Origin of the sequence: Variovorax dokdonensis (assembly GCF_030316895.1) — a bacterium.
Classification (GTDB): Bacteria; Pseudomonadota; Gammaproteobacteria; order Burkholderiales; family Burkholderiaceae_C; genus Variovorax; species Variovorax dokdonensis.
In genome coordinates this window covers 906,676-921,884 of record NZ_JASZYV010000003.1, presented here as the reverse complement: position 1 = coordinate 921,884, position 15,209 = coordinate 906,676, and the positions used below count along the sequence as shown (strand labels likewise).

14 protein-coding genes are annotated in these 15,209 nt (G+C 64.6%); 7 read left to right on the top strand and 7 right to left on the bottom strand.

The window, feature by feature from the left end; all coding sequences use genetic code 11:
* The first annotated feature begins 21 nt into the window (after positions 1 to 21).
* From QTH91_RS17970 to QTH91_RS17950, 5 genes are all read left to right on the top strand, one after another.
* A complete protein-coding gene (locus tag QTH91_RS17970) occupies positions 22 to 1,194 on the top strand; it encodes an ABC transporter substrate-binding protein (protein WP_286661457.1) in 1,173 nt (390 codons plus the stop codon).
* 123 nt (positions 1,195 to 1,317) lie between these two features.
* Positions 1,318 to 2,190 carry a branched-chain amino acid ABC transporter permease gene (locus tag QTH91_RS17965; RefSeq protein WP_286661456.1) on the top strand — a complete coding sequence of 291 codons (873 nt, stop codon included), beginning with the start codon at positions 1,318 to 1,320 and terminating at the stop codon, positions 2,188 to 2,190.
* Complete coding sequence (locus QTH91_RS17960) at positions 2,190 to 3,191, top strand: branched-chain amino acid ABC transporter permease (RefSeq protein ID WP_286661455.1); 1,002 nt, start codon at positions 2,190 to 2,192, stop codon at positions 3,189 to 3,191. The genes QTH91_RS17965 and QTH91_RS17960 overlap by 1 nt, the downstream gene beginning before the upstream one ends.
* Positions 3,188 to 3,967, top strand: coding sequence for an ABC transporter ATP-binding protein (locus QTH91_RS17955; protein WP_286661454.1), 780 nt, complete (start codon positions 3,188 to 3,190; stop codon positions 3,965 to 3,967). Before QTH91_RS17960 ends, QTH91_RS17955 begins: the two co-directional genes overlap by 4 nt.
* Entirely contained in the window at positions 3,960 to 4,685 is a 726-nt protein-coding gene (locus QTH91_RS17950; protein ID WP_286661453.1) for an ABC transporter ATP-binding protein, read from the top strand. The genes QTH91_RS17955 and QTH91_RS17950 overlap by 8 nt, the downstream gene beginning before the upstream one ends.
* A 1-nt stretch (position 4,686) precedes the next feature.
* On the opposite strand, the gene QTH91_RS17945 is transcribed toward QTH91_RS17950, so the two are convergent.
* The 5 genes from QTH91_RS17945 to QTH91_RS17925 all read right to left on the bottom strand — a co-directional run bounded on the left by QTH91_RS17945 (position 4,687) and on the right by QTH91_RS17925 (position 12,291).
* Positions 4,687 to 5,916 carry a multidrug effflux MFS transporter gene (locus QTH91_RS17945; protein ID WP_286661452.1) on the bottom strand — a complete coding sequence of 410 codons (1,230 nt, stop codon included), beginning with the start codon at positions 5,914 to 5,916 and terminating at the stop codon, positions 4,687 to 4,689.
* Positions 5,917 to 6,019: 103 nt separating this feature from the next.
* Positions 6,020 to 8,404: an RNA polymerase sigma factor RpoD gene (gene rpoD, locus QTH91_RS17940; RefSeq protein ID WP_286661451.1), complete on the bottom strand. Its 2,385-nt coding sequence runs from the start codon at positions 8,402 to 8,404 to the stop codon at positions 6,020 to 6,022.
* A gap of 359 nt (positions 8,405 to 8,763) precedes the next feature.
* Positions 8,764 to 10,743 carry a DNA primase gene (dnaG, locus tag QTH91_RS17935; protein WP_286661450.1) on the bottom strand — a complete coding sequence of 660 codons (1,980 nt, stop codon included), beginning with the start codon at positions 10,741 to 10,743 and terminating at the stop codon, positions 8,764 to 8,766.
* A 49-nt stretch (positions 10,744 to 10,792) separates the two neighbouring features.
* On the bottom strand, positions 10,793 to 11,551 hold the full coding sequence (locus tag QTH91_RS17930) for a 3-hydroxyacyl-CoA dehydrogenase (protein WP_286661449.1): 759 nt from the start codon (positions 11,549 to 11,551) through the stop codon (positions 10,793 to 10,795).
* Positions 11,552 to 11,736: 185 nt separating this feature from the next.
* Positions 11,737 to 12,291 (bottom strand): phasin family protein, encoded by a 555-nt coding sequence (locus QTH91_RS17925; protein ID WP_286661621.1) that lies wholly within the window; start codon positions 12,289 to 12,291, stop codon positions 11,737 to 11,739.
* A 322-nt stretch (positions 12,292 to 12,613) separates the two neighbouring features.
* Here QTH91_RS17925 and QTH91_RS17920 point away from each other — a divergent pair, with 322 nt between their 5' ends.
* On the top strand, positions 12,614 to 13,054 hold the full coding sequence (locus QTH91_RS17920; protein WP_286661448.1) for an acyl-CoA thioesterase: 441 nt from the start codon (positions 12,614 to 12,616) through the stop codon (positions 13,052 to 13,054).
* A gap of 79 nt (positions 13,055 to 13,133) precedes the next feature.
* On the opposite strand, the gene QTH91_RS17915 is transcribed toward QTH91_RS17920, so the two are convergent.
* Entirely contained in the window at positions 13,134 to 13,532 is a 399-nt protein-coding gene (locus QTH91_RS17915; protein ID WP_286661447.1) for a hypothetical protein, read from the bottom strand.
* Positions 13,533 to 13,588: 56 nt separating this feature from the next.
* Positions 13,589 to 13,810, bottom strand: a complete 222-nt coding sequence (locus QTH91_RS17910) for a CsbD family protein (protein ID WP_286661446.1) — start codon at positions 13,808 to 13,810, stop codon at positions 13,589 to 13,591.
* A 173-nt stretch (positions 13,811 to 13,983) separates the two neighbouring features.
* Between QTH91_RS17910 and pncB the strand changes: the two genes are divergently transcribed.
* Positions 13,984 to 15,204, top strand: coding sequence for a nicotinate phosphoribosyltransferase (gene pncB, locus QTH91_RS17905; RefSeq protein ID WP_286661445.1), 1,221 nt, complete (start codon positions 13,984 to 13,986; stop codon positions 15,202 to 15,204).
* Positions 15,205 to 15,209: the final 5 nt, after the last annotated feature.

The window sequence follows — 15,209 nt, the reverse complement described above, 5'->3', positions numbered from 1 at the left end:
CATTCAATAGGAGCTTGTCGAATGAATCGCCGTCATCTCATCCAAATCACCGGGCTGTCCGCGCTCGCGCTGGCATCGTCCGTTGCGCTGGCGCAGGGCGCGCCTTTCAAGATCGGCCTGATCCTGCCGATGACCGGCCAGCAGGCAAGCACCGGCCGCCAGGTCGAGGCGGCCGCCCGTCTTTACATGGCTCAGCACGGCGACACCGTGGCCGGCCGCAAGGTCGAGCTGATCGTCAAGGACGACACCACGCTGCCCGACGTGACCAAGCGCCTGGCGCAGGAACTCATCGTCAATGACAAGGTGGACGTGCTGGCAGGCTTCGGCATCACGCCGGCCGCGCTGTCGACCGCGCCCCTGGCCACGCAGTCGAAGACGCCGATGGTGGTGATGGCCGCGGCGACGTCGGCGATCACCGCCGCATCGCCCTATGTGGTCCGTTCCAGCTTCACGCTCCCGCAGGTGTCTGTGGCCATGGGCGACTGGGCGCCCAAGAACGGCATCAAGTCGGTCGTGACGCTGGTGTCGGACTATGGTCCCGGCAACGACGCCGAGAAGTACTTCACCGAGCGCTTTGCCGCCAACGGTGGCAAGGTGATCGAGAAGCTGCGCGTGCCGCTGCGCAGCCCGGACTTCGCCCCTTTCCTGCAGAAGGTGCGTGACGAGAAGCCCGATGCGCTGTTCGTGTTCGTTCCCTCGGGCGCCGGCGCGGCGGTGATGAAGCAGTTCTCCGAGCGTGGCATGGACAAGGCCGGCATCAAGCTCATCGGCACCGGCGACGTGACGGACGACGATCAGCTCAACGACATGGGCGACGCAGCGCTCGGCGTGGTCACCTCGCATCACTACTCGGCCAGCCACCCGTCGGCCGAAAACAAGAAGTTCGTCGCCGCCTTCGAGAAGGCGAACAAGGGAATGCGCCCCAACTTCATGGCCGTGGGTGGCTATGACGGCATGCGCATCATCTACAAGGCGCTGGAAGACACCAAGGGCAAGGGCGGCGGCGACGCGCTGCTGGCCGCCATGAAGGGACAGATGTTCGAAAGCCCGCGCGGCCCCGTGCTGATCGACGCGCAGACGCGCGACATCACGCAGGACGTCTACCTGCGCAAGGTCGAGAAGAAGGACGGCCAGCTCTACAACATGGAATTCGACGTGATCAAGGAAGTCAAGGATCCCGGCAAGACCAAGTAAGTCGACCCCAGGCAGCGCGGCACTCCGGTGCCGCCCGCCATCCCCCTGCGGGGGCGACACTCACGGTGCGGCTACGTGCCGTGGTGTCTCCGGCCGAGGGGGCTTTCTTTTTTTGGCAATCCAATGCTCACCATCCTCTTTGACGGCATCGCCTACGGCATGCTGCTCTTCGTCCTCGCGGTAGGCCTTGCCGTGACGCTGGGGCTGATGAACTTCATCAACCTCGCCCACGGCGCATTCGCCATGGTTGGCGGTTACCTCACCGTGCTGGCGATGCAGCACCTGGGCGTGCCGTTCCTGGCGTGTCTGCCGCTGGCTTTCGTGGCCACGGCCTTGCTCGGCGCAGTGCTCGAGCGCACGATCTACCGGCCCATGTACGGCAAGTCGCACCTGGACCAGGTGCTGTTCTCCATCGGCCTGGCGTTCATGTCGGTGGCTGCCATCGACTATTTCGTCGGCTCGTCGCAGCAGAACATCCAGATCCCCGAGTTCCTGCGCGGGCGCAGCGAGATCGGCGAAGGCCACTTCCTGCTGGGCATGGGCCACTACCGCCTGTTCATCATCGCCGTCTGTGCGGTGTTGGCGGTGGGCCTGCAGTTGCTCCTGACGCGCACGCGCTTCGGCAGCCGGCTTCGTGCCTCGGTCGACGATCCGCGCGTGGCCTCCGGCATGGGCATCAACGTCAACGTGGTGTTCCTGCTGACGTTCGCGATGGGCTCGGGCCTGGCGGGCCTGGGCGGCGCCCTGGGCGTCGAAGTGCTGGGCATGGACCCGACGTTCCCGCTCAAGTACATGATCTATTTCCTGATCGTGGTGTCGGTGGGAGGCACTTCGTCGATCACCGGGCCGCTGCTCGCGGCGCTGCTGCTGGGCATTGCCGACGTGGCCGGCAAGTATTTCATTCCCAAGATGGGGGCGTTCACGGTCTATCTGCTGATGATCGTCATTCTGATGTGGCGGCCGCAGGGCCTGTTCACGCGCAAGGGGGGACGTTGATGTCGAACCAGATTGCTTCGCTGCAGGAAGCGCTGCTCAAGCGGGCGCGCTGGCGCTGGTGGGAATTTGTGCTGTGGGCGGTGGCCTTCGTGCTGCCGTTCGTCACGCCGTCCCACGCGTTGATGATCAACGAGATCGCCATCGTCGCCTTGTTCGCGATGTCGCTCGACCTGATCCTGGGCTACACGGGCATTGTTTCGCTGGGACACGCGGCCTTCTTCGGCTTCGGCGCGTATGCGGCGGCCTTGTTTGCCAAGCTGGTGCATCCCGACCCGACGCTGGGGCTGCTGGTGGCCATCGCCTTGAGCGGCGGCCTAGGGGCCATCGCCAGCGTCACCATCTTCCGGGGGACTGACCTCACGCGGCTGATGGTGACGCTGGGCACCGCCTTGCTGCTGCTGGAACTGGCCAACAAGATGAGCTGGCTCACCGGCGGCGCCGACGGTCTGCAGGGCGTGATCATGGGACCGGTGCTGGGCATGTTCGACTTCGACCTGTATGGCCGCACGGCCGCCTGGTATTCGCTGTCGGTGCTGCTGGTGCTGTTCCTGATCATGCGGCGCATCGCCCATTCGCCCTTCGGCGCGACGCTGATGGCGATCCGCGACAACCGCCTGCGTTCGATGGCCATCGGCGTTCCGGTGGTGGGCCGCATCTTTGCGATCTACACCGTGGCCGCGGCCATCGCGGGCGCGGCCGGCGCGCTGCTGGCGCAGACCACCGGCTTTGCGTCGCTGGACGTGCTGGCCTTCGACCGTTCGGCCGACGTGATGCTGATGCTGGTCATCGGCGGCGTGGGCTGGCTTTACGGCGGGGTGGCGGGCGCCATCGTGTTCAAGGTGCTCCAGGACTGGCTGTCGACGGTGACGCCGCAGTACTGGATGTTCTGGATCGGCCTGCTGCTGGTGCTGCTGGTGCTGGTGGGGCGCGAGCGGCTGCTGCGCCCGTGGAAGTGGTTCGGCATCGGAGCCGCTCCGAAGAAGGCGAAGGTGGGCGCATGAACCCGGCGAACAACATCGCGGCGCCCGTGCTGAAGGCCGATGGCCTCGTCATGCGGTTCGGCGGCATCACGGCCACCAACAACGTCTCGCTGCAGTTGCGGCCTGGCGCGCGGCACGCGTTGATCGGCCCCAACGGTGCCGGAAAGACGACGCTGATCAACCTTCTGACCGGTGTGCTGACGCCAACCGAGGGCCGCATCGAGCTGCTCGGGCAGGACATCACCCGCATTGCGCCCCATCAGCGCGTCGCGCGCGGGATGGTCCGCACGTTCCAGATCAATCAGCTGTTCGACTCGATGACGCCGCTGCAGACTCTGGCACTGGTGGTGTCGCAGCATCGCGGGCTGGGCGGCAAGTGGTGGCAGCCCCTGGGTCGTGACCGCGCCGTGATGGAACGCGTGGCCCAGCTGCTCGACACCTTCCGCCTGACCGACGTAGCTCAGGTCATGACGCGCGAACTGGCCTACGGCAAGCGCCGTCTGCTGGAGATTGCCATCGCGCTGGCGAGCGAACCTCGGGTGCTTTTGCTCGACGAGCCCGTGGCAGGCGTGCCGGCCGGTGAGCGCGAGGAGTTGCTGCAGACCGTTGCCGCACTGCCTTCCGACGTGTCGGTGCTGTTGATCGAGCACGACATGGACCTGGTCTTCAGCTTCGCCGACCGGATGACGGTGCTCGTCAACGGCACGTTGCTCACCGAGGGCACGCCCGACGAGATTGCCGCCGACCCGCGCGTGCGCGAGGTCTATCTGGGTCATGGGGAGGAAGAACATGTCTGAATTGCTGCGCATCGAGCAGCTGAGTGCCGGCTATGGCGAGGCGGTCGTCATTCATGACGTCACGCTCAAGCTGGGCGAGGGCCAGACGCTGGCACTGCTGGGGCGCAACGGCACCGGCAAGACCACGCTGATCAACACGCTGGCCGGCGTGACGCGCCAGCACGGCGGGCGCATCGAGCTCGGCGGGGTGGCCTTGTCGAAGCTGGCGCCGCACCAGCGTGCGGCCGCCGGCATCGGATGGGTGCCGCAGGAGCGCAACATCTTCAAGTCGCTCACCGTGCACGAGAACCTGACGGCCGTGGCGCGGCCCGGTCGTGAAGGGTCGCGCGGGGCAGCCTGGACGCCTGAGCGCGTCTACGAGATGTTCCCGCGCCTGGCGGAGCGCAAGACGAACCTCGGCACGCAGTTGTCGGGCGGCGAGCAGCAGATGCTGGCCGTCGGCCGCGCGCTGGTGCTCAACCCGACGCTCCTGCTGCTGGACGAGCCCCTGGAGGGCCTGGCGCCCATCATCGTCGAGGAACTGCTGCGCGCCATCCGCCGCATCACGCGCGAAGAGGGCCTGGCGGCCATCATCGTCGAGCAGCATCCGCAGGCGATCCTCGCCATTTCGGACGAAGCCGTAGTGCTCGATCACGGCACAGTGGTGCACGCCGATACGGCTGCCTCGCTGAAGGCTCAGCCTGAACTGCTTGGGCGTCTGCTGGGCGTGGGGCGCTGATTCAGACGGCGTGATCGCCGCCCACTTCGGGCCAGCGGCGGCGCATCACCCACCAGGCCACGATGCCGATGGCCAGCATCGCGGCGGAAGTCAGTGCCATCGCGCGGGTGGAGTGCATCACCAGCGGCGCCACGGCGCCGGCGACCACGCCGTTGGCCACCGCGCCGATCACCGCCTGCAGCGACGAGGCCATGCCGCGCCGCGTGGGATGCAGGTCGAGCACCAGCAGCGTCACCGCCGGAACCATCAATGCCCATCCGTAGGCGAACACGGCCAGGGGCCAAAGCGCCCAGCTCACGTGGGCCTCGAACATCAGGTTGGCCACCACGTTGACGATGGAAGTGATCAGCATGATCAGAAAGCCGTCGCGGATCTGCCGCTTGGGCCGCACCCTGCCGGCCTTCTTGCCGCTTTGCCAGGCGCCCAGCATGATGCCGCCGATGGTCAGGATGAAGAACCAGAAAAACTGCTGCGGCGCCAGCGCGAGATGGTGGCCCAGGAACTCGGGCGCCGACAGCACGTAGAGGAACATGCCGTTGAAAGGCACCCCGCTGGCCAGCGCCAGCAGCATGAAGCGCGGGTCGGACACCAGCGTCCAGTAGCCGCGCATCAGCGGGGCAGGATGGAAGGGCTGGCGTTGGCTCGCATGCAGCGTCTCGGGCAGCATGCGCCAGTTGAAGACGAAGAGCACGACACCCACCGCGACCAGGAACCAGAACACGCTGTGCCACCCCAGGTGCACGAACAGGAAGCCGCCGATGATCGGTGCCACCGCAGGCGCCACGCCGAAGTAGATGGTCACCTGACTCATCACGCGTTGCGCTTCCGCTGGCGGGAACATGTCCCGGATGACCGCGCGCGACACCACGATCCCTGCCCCGGACGCCAGGCCTTGCAGCGCCCGAAAAGCGACCAGTTGACCAATGGTCTGCGACAAGGCGCAGCCCAGTGAGGCGAGCGTGAACACGGCCAGCCCGGCCAGGATGACCGGTCGGCGGCCGAAGCTGTCCGACAGGGCGCCGTGGAACAGGTTCATGAACGCGAAGCCGAACAGATAGGCCGACAGCGTCTGCTGCATCTCGACAGGCGTCGCGCCGATCGACTGTGCGATGCCGGAGAACGCGGGGATGTAGGTGTCGATCGAGAAGGGCCCCAGCATGCCCAGCAAGGCGAGCAGCACCGCCAGCGCCCAGCGCGGCGCTTTCCAGATCGTGGCGGCATCGGGATTCATGAAACGCCCTTGGTCATGGAGATCCTAAACAGCAAATAAAAAGCGCCAGTCGCATGTACAGCAACTGGCGCGCGGGACCCCAATGCGGCATTGGGGCGGGCGATTACAGCGTATCGATGAAGCTGCGCAGCTTGTCCGAACGGCTGGGGTGCTTGAGCTTGCGCAGCGCCTTGGCCTCGATCTGGCGGATACGCTCGCGCGTCACGTCGAACTGCTTGCCGACTTCTTCCAGCGTGTGGTCGGTGCTCATCTCGATGCCGAAACGCATGCGCAGCACCTTGGCTTCGCGCGGCGTCAGGCTGTCGAGGATGTCCTTGACCACATCGCGCAGGCCGGCCTGCATGGCCGCCTCGATCGGCGCGGTGTTGGCGCTGTCCTCGATGAAATCGCCCAGGTGCGAATCGTCGTCGTCGCCGATCGGCGTTTCCATGGAGATCGGCTCCTTGGCGATCTTCATGATCTTGCGGATCTTGTCCTCGGGGATCTCCATCTTGGCTGCCAGGATGGACGCATCGGGCTCGAAGCCGAACTCTTGCAAGTGTTGGCGGCTGATGCGGTTCATCTTGTTGATCGTCTCGATCATGTGAACCGGAATGCGGATCGTGCGGGCCTGGTCGGCGATCGAGCGCGTGATGGCCTGGCGGATCCACCAGGTGGCATACGTCGAGAACTTGTAGCCGCGGCGATATTCGAACTTGTCGACCGCCTTCATCAGGCCGATGTTGCCTTCCTGGATCAGGTCGAGGAACTGCAGGCCGCGGTTGGTGTACTTCTTGGCAATGGAAATCACCAGGCGCAGGTTGGCCTCGATCATTTCCTTCTTGGCATCGCGCGAAGACGTCTCGCCGGCAATCATCCGGCGGTTGATTTCCTTCAACTCCGTCAGCGGAACGACCACCTGGGCCTGGGTGTCCATCAGCTTTTGCTGCAACTCCTGGATCGGCGGGATGTTGCGTTGCATCACGGCGCTCCAGGGCTTGCCCGCAGCGGCCTGCTTTTCGACCCACTTCAGGTTGAGCAGGTTGGAGGGTGCGGGGTTGCCCTTCTTGTCGACGCCGGAGAAGTCGCGGACGAACTCTTCCTGCGGGAAGCCGCACTTGTCCACGATGATGCGCCGCAGTTCGCGCTCCTTCTTGCGCACGTCATCCACCTGCGTGCGGACCATGTCGCACAGCTTCTCGATGGTGCGCGCGGTAAAGCGGATGGTCATCAGCTCGTCGGAGAGCTGCTGCTGCGTCTTGTGATAGGCAGGTGAGCCGTAGCCTTCCTTGTCGTAGATCTTGTGGATCTTCTCGAACAGCTCGCCCATGCGGTCGAAGCGCGACAGCGCCTCGCGCTTGAGTTCCTCGAGCTTCTTGGTCAGCGCCTTGGAGCCGCCGTTGCCGTCGTCGTCGTCGTCTTCGTCGAATTCGTCGAAGTCTTCCTCGGCCACATAGTCGTCGGCCTCGTTGGGATTGGAGAAGCCGTCGACCACCGTGGAGATGACGACCTTGCCTTCGCGGATCTCCTGGCCCATGCGCAGGATCTCGGCGATGGTGGCGGGCGATGCGGAGATGGCCAGCATCATGTCCATCAAACCGCCTTCGATGCGCTTGGCGATCTCGATTTCGCCTTCGCGCGTCAGGAGTTCGACCGTGCCCATCTCGCGCATGTACATGCGGACCGGATCGGTCGTGCGGCCGAATTCGCTGTCCACCGTCGACAGAGCGGCTTCGGCTTCTTCTTCGGCTTCTTCGACCGTGGCAGCGGTCGGCGCGACGTTGTTCTGGAACAGCGTCTCGGCATCGGGCGTCTGTTCGTAGACGGCCACGCCCATGTCGTTGAGCATCGAGACCACGACTTCCATCGTCTCGGCGTCAACCAGCTTGTCCGGCAAGTGATCGGAGATTTCGCCTTGCGTCAGATAGCCGCGCGTCTTGCCCAGGGTGATCAGGGTCTTGAGGCGCTGGCGGCGCTTGGCCAGGTCTTCCTCGGACAGGACGGTCTCGTCCAGACCGAATTCCTTCATCAAGGCGCGTTCCTTCGCCTTGCTGATCTTCATGCGTAGGGGCTTGACCTTCTCCTCGACCGCCGGTGCCGGCTCACCGCTGAGGTCTTCTTCGAGATCCGACAGATCGATGTCGTCGGTCTCGCCCTTGGACTTGGCCGCGGTGGTGGCGGCCTTCGGCTTGCGGCCACGCTTGGCGCCGGTTGCCGGGGCAGCCGCGGTGGTGGCGCTGGCAGCCTTGGGCGGGCGGCCCACCTTGCGTGCAGGCGCGGGCGCTGCATCGGTGCTGGCGGCGGCCTTGATGACTTTCTTGGTTTCGGCGGCAGCGTCTGCGGCAGCCTTGGTGGTCTTGGCGGTGGTACTGGTCACTGGCTTCGTCTTGGTGGCCACGGCCGTCTTGGCGGCGGCTGCAGCTTTCTTGGCCGCCGGAGCGGCCTTGGTCGATTTGGCGCCAGCGGCGGATTTGGCGGCGGAAACGGCAGGCTTCTTTGAACTGGGCATACGACCTCGAACAACAAGAATGGACTAACGAACCACAGGCGCCACTAACCCGGCGCGGGCAAGAAAAGGCGGGCACGAGGGGGCTGCGCGCACCCTTGCGTACAAAATGCACCGGCAAGATGTCGGGCGAACATTTGGTGTGCAGTCCTTGCGGTAGTTGGCCCTGATCCCGTGTTTTCGGGATGTGCATTGCGCTTCTAGGGGCCGGTCCGGAGGTGCTGCTGTCGCTCTTGCCAGCTCGTGCGAACATGTAAACGTTGCACGAAGCCTTACATTATAGCGTTTCTTTGATTTTTCAAGCGCCCGCCAATTCTCGCAAACCCTGAATTTCCTGATTCCCCAGCCGGAGGGCCGCGAAATCAGGTGCTCAGGGACATTTGGAGTTCGCGGCGCCGCGCTTCAAGTGCCCGATAGCGTTCCGGCGCTGCCGGATCGCTGCCGAAGGCTTCGGCGGCTTCCGTGAGCTGGGTGCCCAGGTGCTCGATCAGCATGCGCGCAAGCACGTCGCGCAGTTCGGCCTGGGCGTCCGCGGCATGCTCGGGCGAATCCGCATCGGCGACAGCGCCGTCGGGGCCCGCCATCAGCCGTACCGCCAGGCTTTCGGCGGCATGCCCGCGCAGGCCTTCCCTCAACGCCGCCCAGGGCTGGTTGCCGTGCTCGTGATACTGGGCGTCCAGCCAGCGGAACAACTCGCCGGCGTCTGCGGGCGTGCCACACAGCAGTTCGTGCAGTTCATGCGACAGCCCGCCCCAAGGGGTCATGTCCGCCAGCAGCAGTCGCGCCGCCACTTCCGCACGACCGAGGGGCTGCACGCGCGGCAACCGCGGCCGCGCCGGCTGCCAGTCGCGCCGGCCGCGCCCGCCGTCGAATCTGCGCTTGTCGCGGCTCTTCCAGCTGCCGCGTTCGCCAGAGCTGCCGCCAAAGCCACTTGGGGCGCCGGAAGATGCGCCGGGCATGTATTCGTAGTCGGCTTCGCCGCCCATCTCCCACGGCGGTGCGCCGTTGTCGTCCTCCTGCGGGACGGGGCGCCGTGGCGTGGCGCTGGCAGCCCAAAGGTCCTGCAGCGCCTTCATGTCCAGCTGCACCAGGCCTGCGATTTCTGCCAGCAGCTGCTGTTTGAGGGCACCGTCGGGCAATGCGCTCCATAAAGGGCGAGCGTTGCTGCTCAGATGGGCACGGCCTTCGGCACTGCCAAGGTCGCAGCCTTCGCGGGCCGACTCGATCAGGAAGCGGCTGAGCGGCGTCGCTTCATTGACGAATCGGGAAAAGGCCTCGGCGCCGAATTCGCGGATGAAGCTGTCGGGATCGTGTTCCGCCGGGAGGAACAGGAACTTGACGGAACGTGTGTCGTTGGCAAAGGGCAGGGCAGCGTCCAGGGCCTTGCGGGCAGCCCGGCGACCAGCGGCATCTCCGTCGAAGCTGAAGACCACCGAGTCCGTGAAGCGGAACAGCTTGTGCACGTGCTCGGCCGTACAGGCTGTCCCGAGCGTTGCCACCGCGTTCGGAAAACCAAGCTGGGCCAGCGCGACGACGTCCATGTAGCCCTCGGTGACGAGGGCGTAGCCATGCTCGCGCAGCGGCGTGCGGGCCTCGAACAGGCCGTAGAGTTCGCGGCCCTTGCTGAAAACAGGCGTTTCCGGCGAGTTGAGGTACTTGGGCTTCTCGTCGCCCAGCACGCGGCCGCCGAAGCCGATGTGCTCGCCCTTGACGTTGCGAATGGGGAACATGATCCGGTCGCGGAACCGGTCGTAGCGCTTGCCTTCCTCGTCTTCGGAGGCGATCACCAGGCCGCTTTCGACGAGCAGCGGATCGTCGTACTCGGGAAAGACGCTCGCCAAACCGCGCCAGCCTTCGGGCGCATAGCCCAGGCCGAACTGGCGCGCGACTTCGCCGCTCAGCCCCCGGCCCTTGAGGTATTCGACCGCCCGCGGCGAGCGCTTGAGTGCGGCCTTGTAGGCGGCGCCGGCACGCGCCAGCACGTCGCCCAGCGTGGCCTGCTTCTGCCGCGCCGCCGCCGCGCGGGCGCGGTCCTGCGGCGAGCCTTGTTCTTCCGGCACCTGCATGCCGTACTGGCCGGCCAGGTCCTGTACCGCCTCGACGAAGCCCATGCCCAGGTGCTCCATCAGGAAGCCGATGGCGTTTCCGTGCACGCCGCAGCCGAAGCAGTGATAGAACTGCTTGGTCGGGCTGACCGAGAACGAAGGCGACTTTTCCCCGTGGAAGGGGCACAGGCCCATGTAATTCGCGCCGGCCTTCTTGAGCGGCACATGGCGCCCGACGATCTCGACGATGTCGGCGCGGGCGATCAGGTCCTGGAGAAATCCGGCGGGAATGGTCATGGCAGGGGCGGCGCCGCGAGCCGATGGAGCCGCGGCAGCGGAAAACGAGTCAGCGTGGCGCCAGGCGGATGGCGCCGTCGAGGCGGATCACCTCACCGTTGAGCATGTCGTTCTCGATGATGTGCCGGGCCAGCTTGGCGTAGTCCTGCGGCGTGCCCAGGCGCGAGGGGAACGGCACCGACGCGGCCAGTGCGTCCTGGACCTCTTGCGGCATGCCGAACAGCATCGGCGTACCGAAGATGCCGGGAGCGATGGTCATGTTCCGGATGCCATTTCGGGCAAGGTCGCGCGCGATGGGCAGGGTCATGCCGACCACGCCGCCCTTGGAGGCGCTGTAGGCCGCCTGGCCGATCTGGCCGTCGTAGGCCGCGACGGACGCCGTGGAAATCAGCACACCGCGCTCGCCGGTCGGCTCCGGATCGTTCTTGCTCATGGCGTCCGCGGCCAGACGGATCATGTTGAAGCTGCCCAGCAGGTTGACGCGCAGGGTGCGCTCGAAGACAGTGAGGGCGTGCGGGCCGTTCTTGCCTACTGTCTTCTCCGCCGGGGCAATGCCTGCGCAATTGACCAGACCCACCAGCTTGCCGAGCTTGACGGCCGCGGCCACGGCGGCTTGGCCATCGGCCTCCTGGCTCACGTCGCATTTGACGAAACTCGCGCCGATTTCGCGCGCCACCGCTTCGCCACGCTCTTCCTGCATGTCGGCGATGACCACCTTGCCACCGGCTTCGGCCAGCATGCGGGCGGTGCCTTCGCCCAATCCGGACGCGCCTCCGGTCACCAGAAACGCCTTGCCTTCGATCTGCATGAATCCATCTCCTTGTCAGTGTCAGCCGGCCATTATCGAATCAGCGCAGCGGGCCCGCCGCCCGGAGTGAAAAAATCGGCCGCACAAAAAAAGAGAGCCCCGTCGCAGGACGGGGCTCAATTGGATCCCATAGGGAACCAAGGAGACAACTAGCGGCGCGCGCGGCTGGCGCGTGCCGGGCGCGATCAGCGCTTGCGGGTCGCGGTGGCGGTGCTCTTGGCAGCGCTCACGGCTTGGGCCGAGACGGCGTTGAAGTTGGCTTCGGCAACGTCGGATGCCTGCTTGACGGCCTTCTGGACCGATTCGAAGGCGTTGTTGGCCGCAGCCACGGCGCTCTTCATCACGGCGACGGCGGTTTCCGAGCCGGCCGGTGCGTTCTTCGAGGCGCTGTCGACCAGGTTCACGAAGGTTTGCTGGGCTTCGCTGGCCTTGGCTTCGAAAGCCTTGCCGAACTCGGTGCTGGTGCCTTGGGCGATTTCGTAGAGGTGGCGGCTGTAAGCGGCGGTCTTTTCGGCCATCGGCTGCAGCAGGCTGGCTTGCAGAGCCAGCAGCTCTTGCATGTCCTTGACTTCCAGCGCGGCTTGGGCGGTGCCAGCGGCTTCGGTCAGCGCGGCCTTGGACGCGGTGACGTTCAGTTCGACGATCTTCTCGACGCCTTCAAATGCCTTGGTGGTCAGGCCGAAGAGGGTTTCCAGGTTGGCTTTTTGGGCTGCGATGAGTTGGTCGGCGGTCAGGGCCATGTTGAATGCTCCAGTCGAGATTGAAGAAAGAAAGCTTGCTCTTGAGGTCAACTGCAAACCGGCGAATTCATGTTGCGGTGCAGCATGGAACGAAGTATGGGCGATGTCTGGCAAGGAATCAAGAAATTTTTGCTGCATTGCAGCAAAAACCGTATCGAAACCCTTCACGGCCGGTGTCGGTCTGTATGTAGGGGCGGCTGGCGTCCTGCGTGCGACTGCCTGATTCGGTGCCACTGGCAGAATGCGGCGCCAGACTCGGGCCTGTCCTTAGCTCCGCCACGAGCGCCCATCACCAACGCCAATTTGAACGACGGAGAAACCCTTGAGCACCCGCCCAACGCCCCATCCGCGCAGCCACTATTCGGTATTCAGGGACATCTCGACGCGCTGGATGGACAACGATCTCTATGGGCATGTCAACAACGTCGTCTACTACAGCTGGTTCGATACGGCCGTCAACGCCCACCTGATCGAGCAGGGCGCGCTGGACATCCACCGGGGTGCGGTCGTGGGGTTCGTGGTCGAAACCCAATGCAACTACTTTGCGCCGTTGGCCTTTCCTCAACTGGTGCAGGCGGGCATCCGAGTGGCGCATATGGGCACCTCGAGCATCCGCTACGAAGTGGGCCTGTTTGCCGAAGGCGCGGAGACAGCCGCGGCCCAAGGCCACTTCGTGCATGTGTACGTCGATCGCGCCAGTCAACGGCCGGTGCCCTTGCCTGAGACATTGCGGGACGCGGCGTTGTCGCTTCAAACCACCTGAGGCGCCCGCACAGGCGTCATAAAAAAAGGCCAGCCGCATCAACTGCGGCTGGCCCTTCTTGTCGTCGAGAAGATGGTGCTTACATCTTCATCGCGTTGACGTGAGCCTTGCCTTGAGCCTGGTCGGCCTTGGCTTGCTTCTCACATGCGTTCTTGGCGTCGCCCTTCTGGTCTTCGCACTTTTCCATCGCGACGTCGTAAGCCGTCTCGACCTTCTGCTGCTCGACGTTGCGGGCATGGGAAGCGCTGGGCTTGTACTGGTTCTCAAGCTCGGCCTTGGCAATCTTTTGCTTGCCGTCGGCTTGCTTGTTGCACACGTCCTTCGCGTTGCCTTCCAGCGTGTCGCACTTGGTCTTGTCAACCTTGTGATCGGCTTCGATTCGTTCCTTGGCGACCTTGTATTCGTCCTGCGTCATGGCGCTGGCGTGGCCGGCGGCAAACATGGAAACGAGGGCGATGGCGAGCAGTTGCTTCTTCATATTGGGTTCCTGTATGTTCTTGTAGGGAGGCGGATGGCTGGCGGTTGAACGTCTTCTCAGTACTTCTCGAAATTGAAGTCGGGGTTGCGCGATTCCCAGTCCTTGACCTGCTTTTCGGCTTCGTCGCGGCTGATGCCGTGGCGTTCCTGGATGCGGCCCAGCAGCTGATCGCGCTTGCCGGCAATGACGTCGAAGTCGTCATCGGTGAGCTTGCCCCATTGCTCGCGGACCTTGCCCTTGACCTGCTTCCAGTTGCCTTCGATGGTGTCCTTGTTCATCACTGATCTCCTTGAGTTGAATGATCGACCGGAGCGATGTGTTCCGGGGTGAAGAAACTTTAGGCGGCAAGCTTCGCCGAGCCGGTAGGACCGCCCGGGAACGCCCCGTAGGCACCCGCCGACGCGCGCCGTGATAATCGAGCGCACGACACTGCGCGACTGCACCTTCGAAGATGATCATCCAGAGCCTGCTCGACACCGACCTTTACAAGTTCACGATGATGCAGGTGGTGCTGCATCGATTCCCAGGCGCGCGGGTGGAATACCGCTTCAAGTGCCGGAACCCCGGCGTCGACCTTGCGCGTTTCGCGGGCCAGATCAGGGAAGAGGTGCGGGCCCTTTGCAGCCTGCGCTTCAAGGAGGCCGAGCTGGCCTACCTGCGCTCGATGCGCTTCATCAAGAGCGACTTCGTCGATTTCCTCGGGCTGTTTCAGCTCAACGAGAAATACATCCACATCGCCGCGTTGCCTTCCGGCGAGCTCGACATCCGAATCGAAGGACCTTGGCTCCACACCATCCTGTTCGAGATCCCGGTGCTGGCGATCGTCAACGAGGTGTACTTCCGCAATACGCAGCCGCAGCCCGACCTGGCTGAAGGCCGCCGCCGTCTCGAAGCCAAGATCGCCCTGCTGAAAGCGGATGGCCTCGATGACCTGAAGATCGCCGACTACGGCACGCGCAGGCGCTTCTCCAAGGTGTGGCACGAAGAAGTGCTGCGCACCCTCACGGCACGGCTGGGCGCCGTCATTCCGCCCGGTGCCGCGGGTGCACCGACCTCGCAGCATCCTCCGCAGTTCGCCGGCACCAGCAATGTGCTGTTCGCCATGAAGCAGGGGCTGATCCCGTTGGGAACGATGGCGCATGAATACCTGCAGGCGTGCCAGTCGCTCGGACCGCGCCTGCGCGACAGCCAGGTCTTCGGGTTCGAGTGCTGGGCGCGTGAATATCGCGGCGACCTGGGCATTGCGCTGTCCGACGTCTACGGCATGACGGCCTTCCTGCGCGACTTCGACATGTATTTCTGCAAGCTCTTCGACGGCGCGCGCCATGACAGCGGCGACCCCTTCCAGTGGGGCGAAAGGATGCTTGCACACTATGCGGTCAACCGGGTCGATCCCCGTACGAAGACTCTGATATTTAGCGATGCCCTCACGGTGCCGCGTACCATCGAGCTGTACGAGCGCTTCCGCGGGCGATGCCAGCTGGCATTCGGCATCGGCACCAATCTCACCAACGATCTGGGCTATGAGCCCCTGCAGATCGTCATCAAGATGATCCGATGCAACGACCAGCCCGTGGCCAAGCTTTCGGACACGCCGTCGAAGAACATGTGCGAGGACGAGCGTTACCTTGCCTACCTGCGCCAGGTCTTCGACATCGCCCAACCTGCCTGACCCAA

What these genes read in the sequence shown, in the direction of transcription:
- QTH91_RS17965 (WP_286661456.1), top strand. Translation starts at nt 1,318, where the DNA reads ATGCTCACCATCCTCTTTGACGGCATCGCCTACGGCATGCTGCTCTTC.
- rpoD (WP_286661451.1), bottom strand. Translation starts at nt 8,404, where the DNA reads ATGCCCAGTTCAAAGAAGCCTGCCGTTTCCGCCGCCAAATCCGCCGCT.
- QTH91_RS17960 (WP_286661455.1), top strand. Translation starts at nt 2,190, where the DNA reads ATGTCGAACCAGATTGCTTCGCTGCAGGAAGCGCTGCTCAAGCGGGCG.
- QTH91_RS17915 (WP_286661447.1), bottom strand. Translation starts at nt 13,532, where the DNA reads ATGAAGAAGCAACTGCTCGCCATCGCCCTCGTTTCCATGTTTGCCGCC.
- QTH91_RS17910 (WP_286661446.1), bottom strand. Translation starts at nt 13,810, where the DNA reads ATGAACAAGGACACCATCGAAGGCAACTGGAAGCAGGTCAAGGGCAAG.
- QTH91_RS17930 (WP_286661449.1), bottom strand. Translation starts at nt 11,551, where the DNA reads ATGCAGATCGAAGGCAAGGCGTTTCTGGTGACCGGAGGCGCGTCCGGA.
- dnaG (WP_286661450.1), bottom strand. Translation starts at nt 10,743, where the DNA reads ATGACCATTCCCGCCGGATTTCTCCAGGACCTGATCGCCCGCGCCGAC.
- pncB (WP_286661445.1), top strand. Translation starts at nt 13,984, where the DNA reads ATGATCATCCAGAGCCTGCTCGACACCGACCTTTACAAGTTCACGATG.
- QTH91_RS17950 (WP_286661453.1), top strand. Translation starts at nt 3,960, where the DNA reads ATGTCTGAATTGCTGCGCATCGAGCAGCTGAGTGCCGGCTATGGCGAG.
- QTH91_RS17925 (WP_286661621.1), bottom strand. Translation starts at nt 12,291, where the DNA reads ATGGCCCTGACCGCCGACCAACTCATCGCAGCCCAAAAAGCCAACCTG.
- QTH91_RS17970 (WP_286661457.1), top strand. Translation starts at nt 22, where the DNA reads ATGAATCGCCGTCATCTCATCCAAATCACCGGGCTGTCCGCGCTCGCG.
- QTH91_RS17945 (WP_286661452.1), bottom strand. Translation starts at nt 5,916, where the DNA reads ATGAATCCCGATGCCGCCACGATCTGGAAAGCGCCGCGCTGGGCGCTG.
- QTH91_RS17955 (WP_286661454.1), top strand. Translation starts at nt 3,188, where the DNA reads ATGAACCCGGCGAACAACATCGCGGCGCCCGTGCTGAAGGCCGATGGC.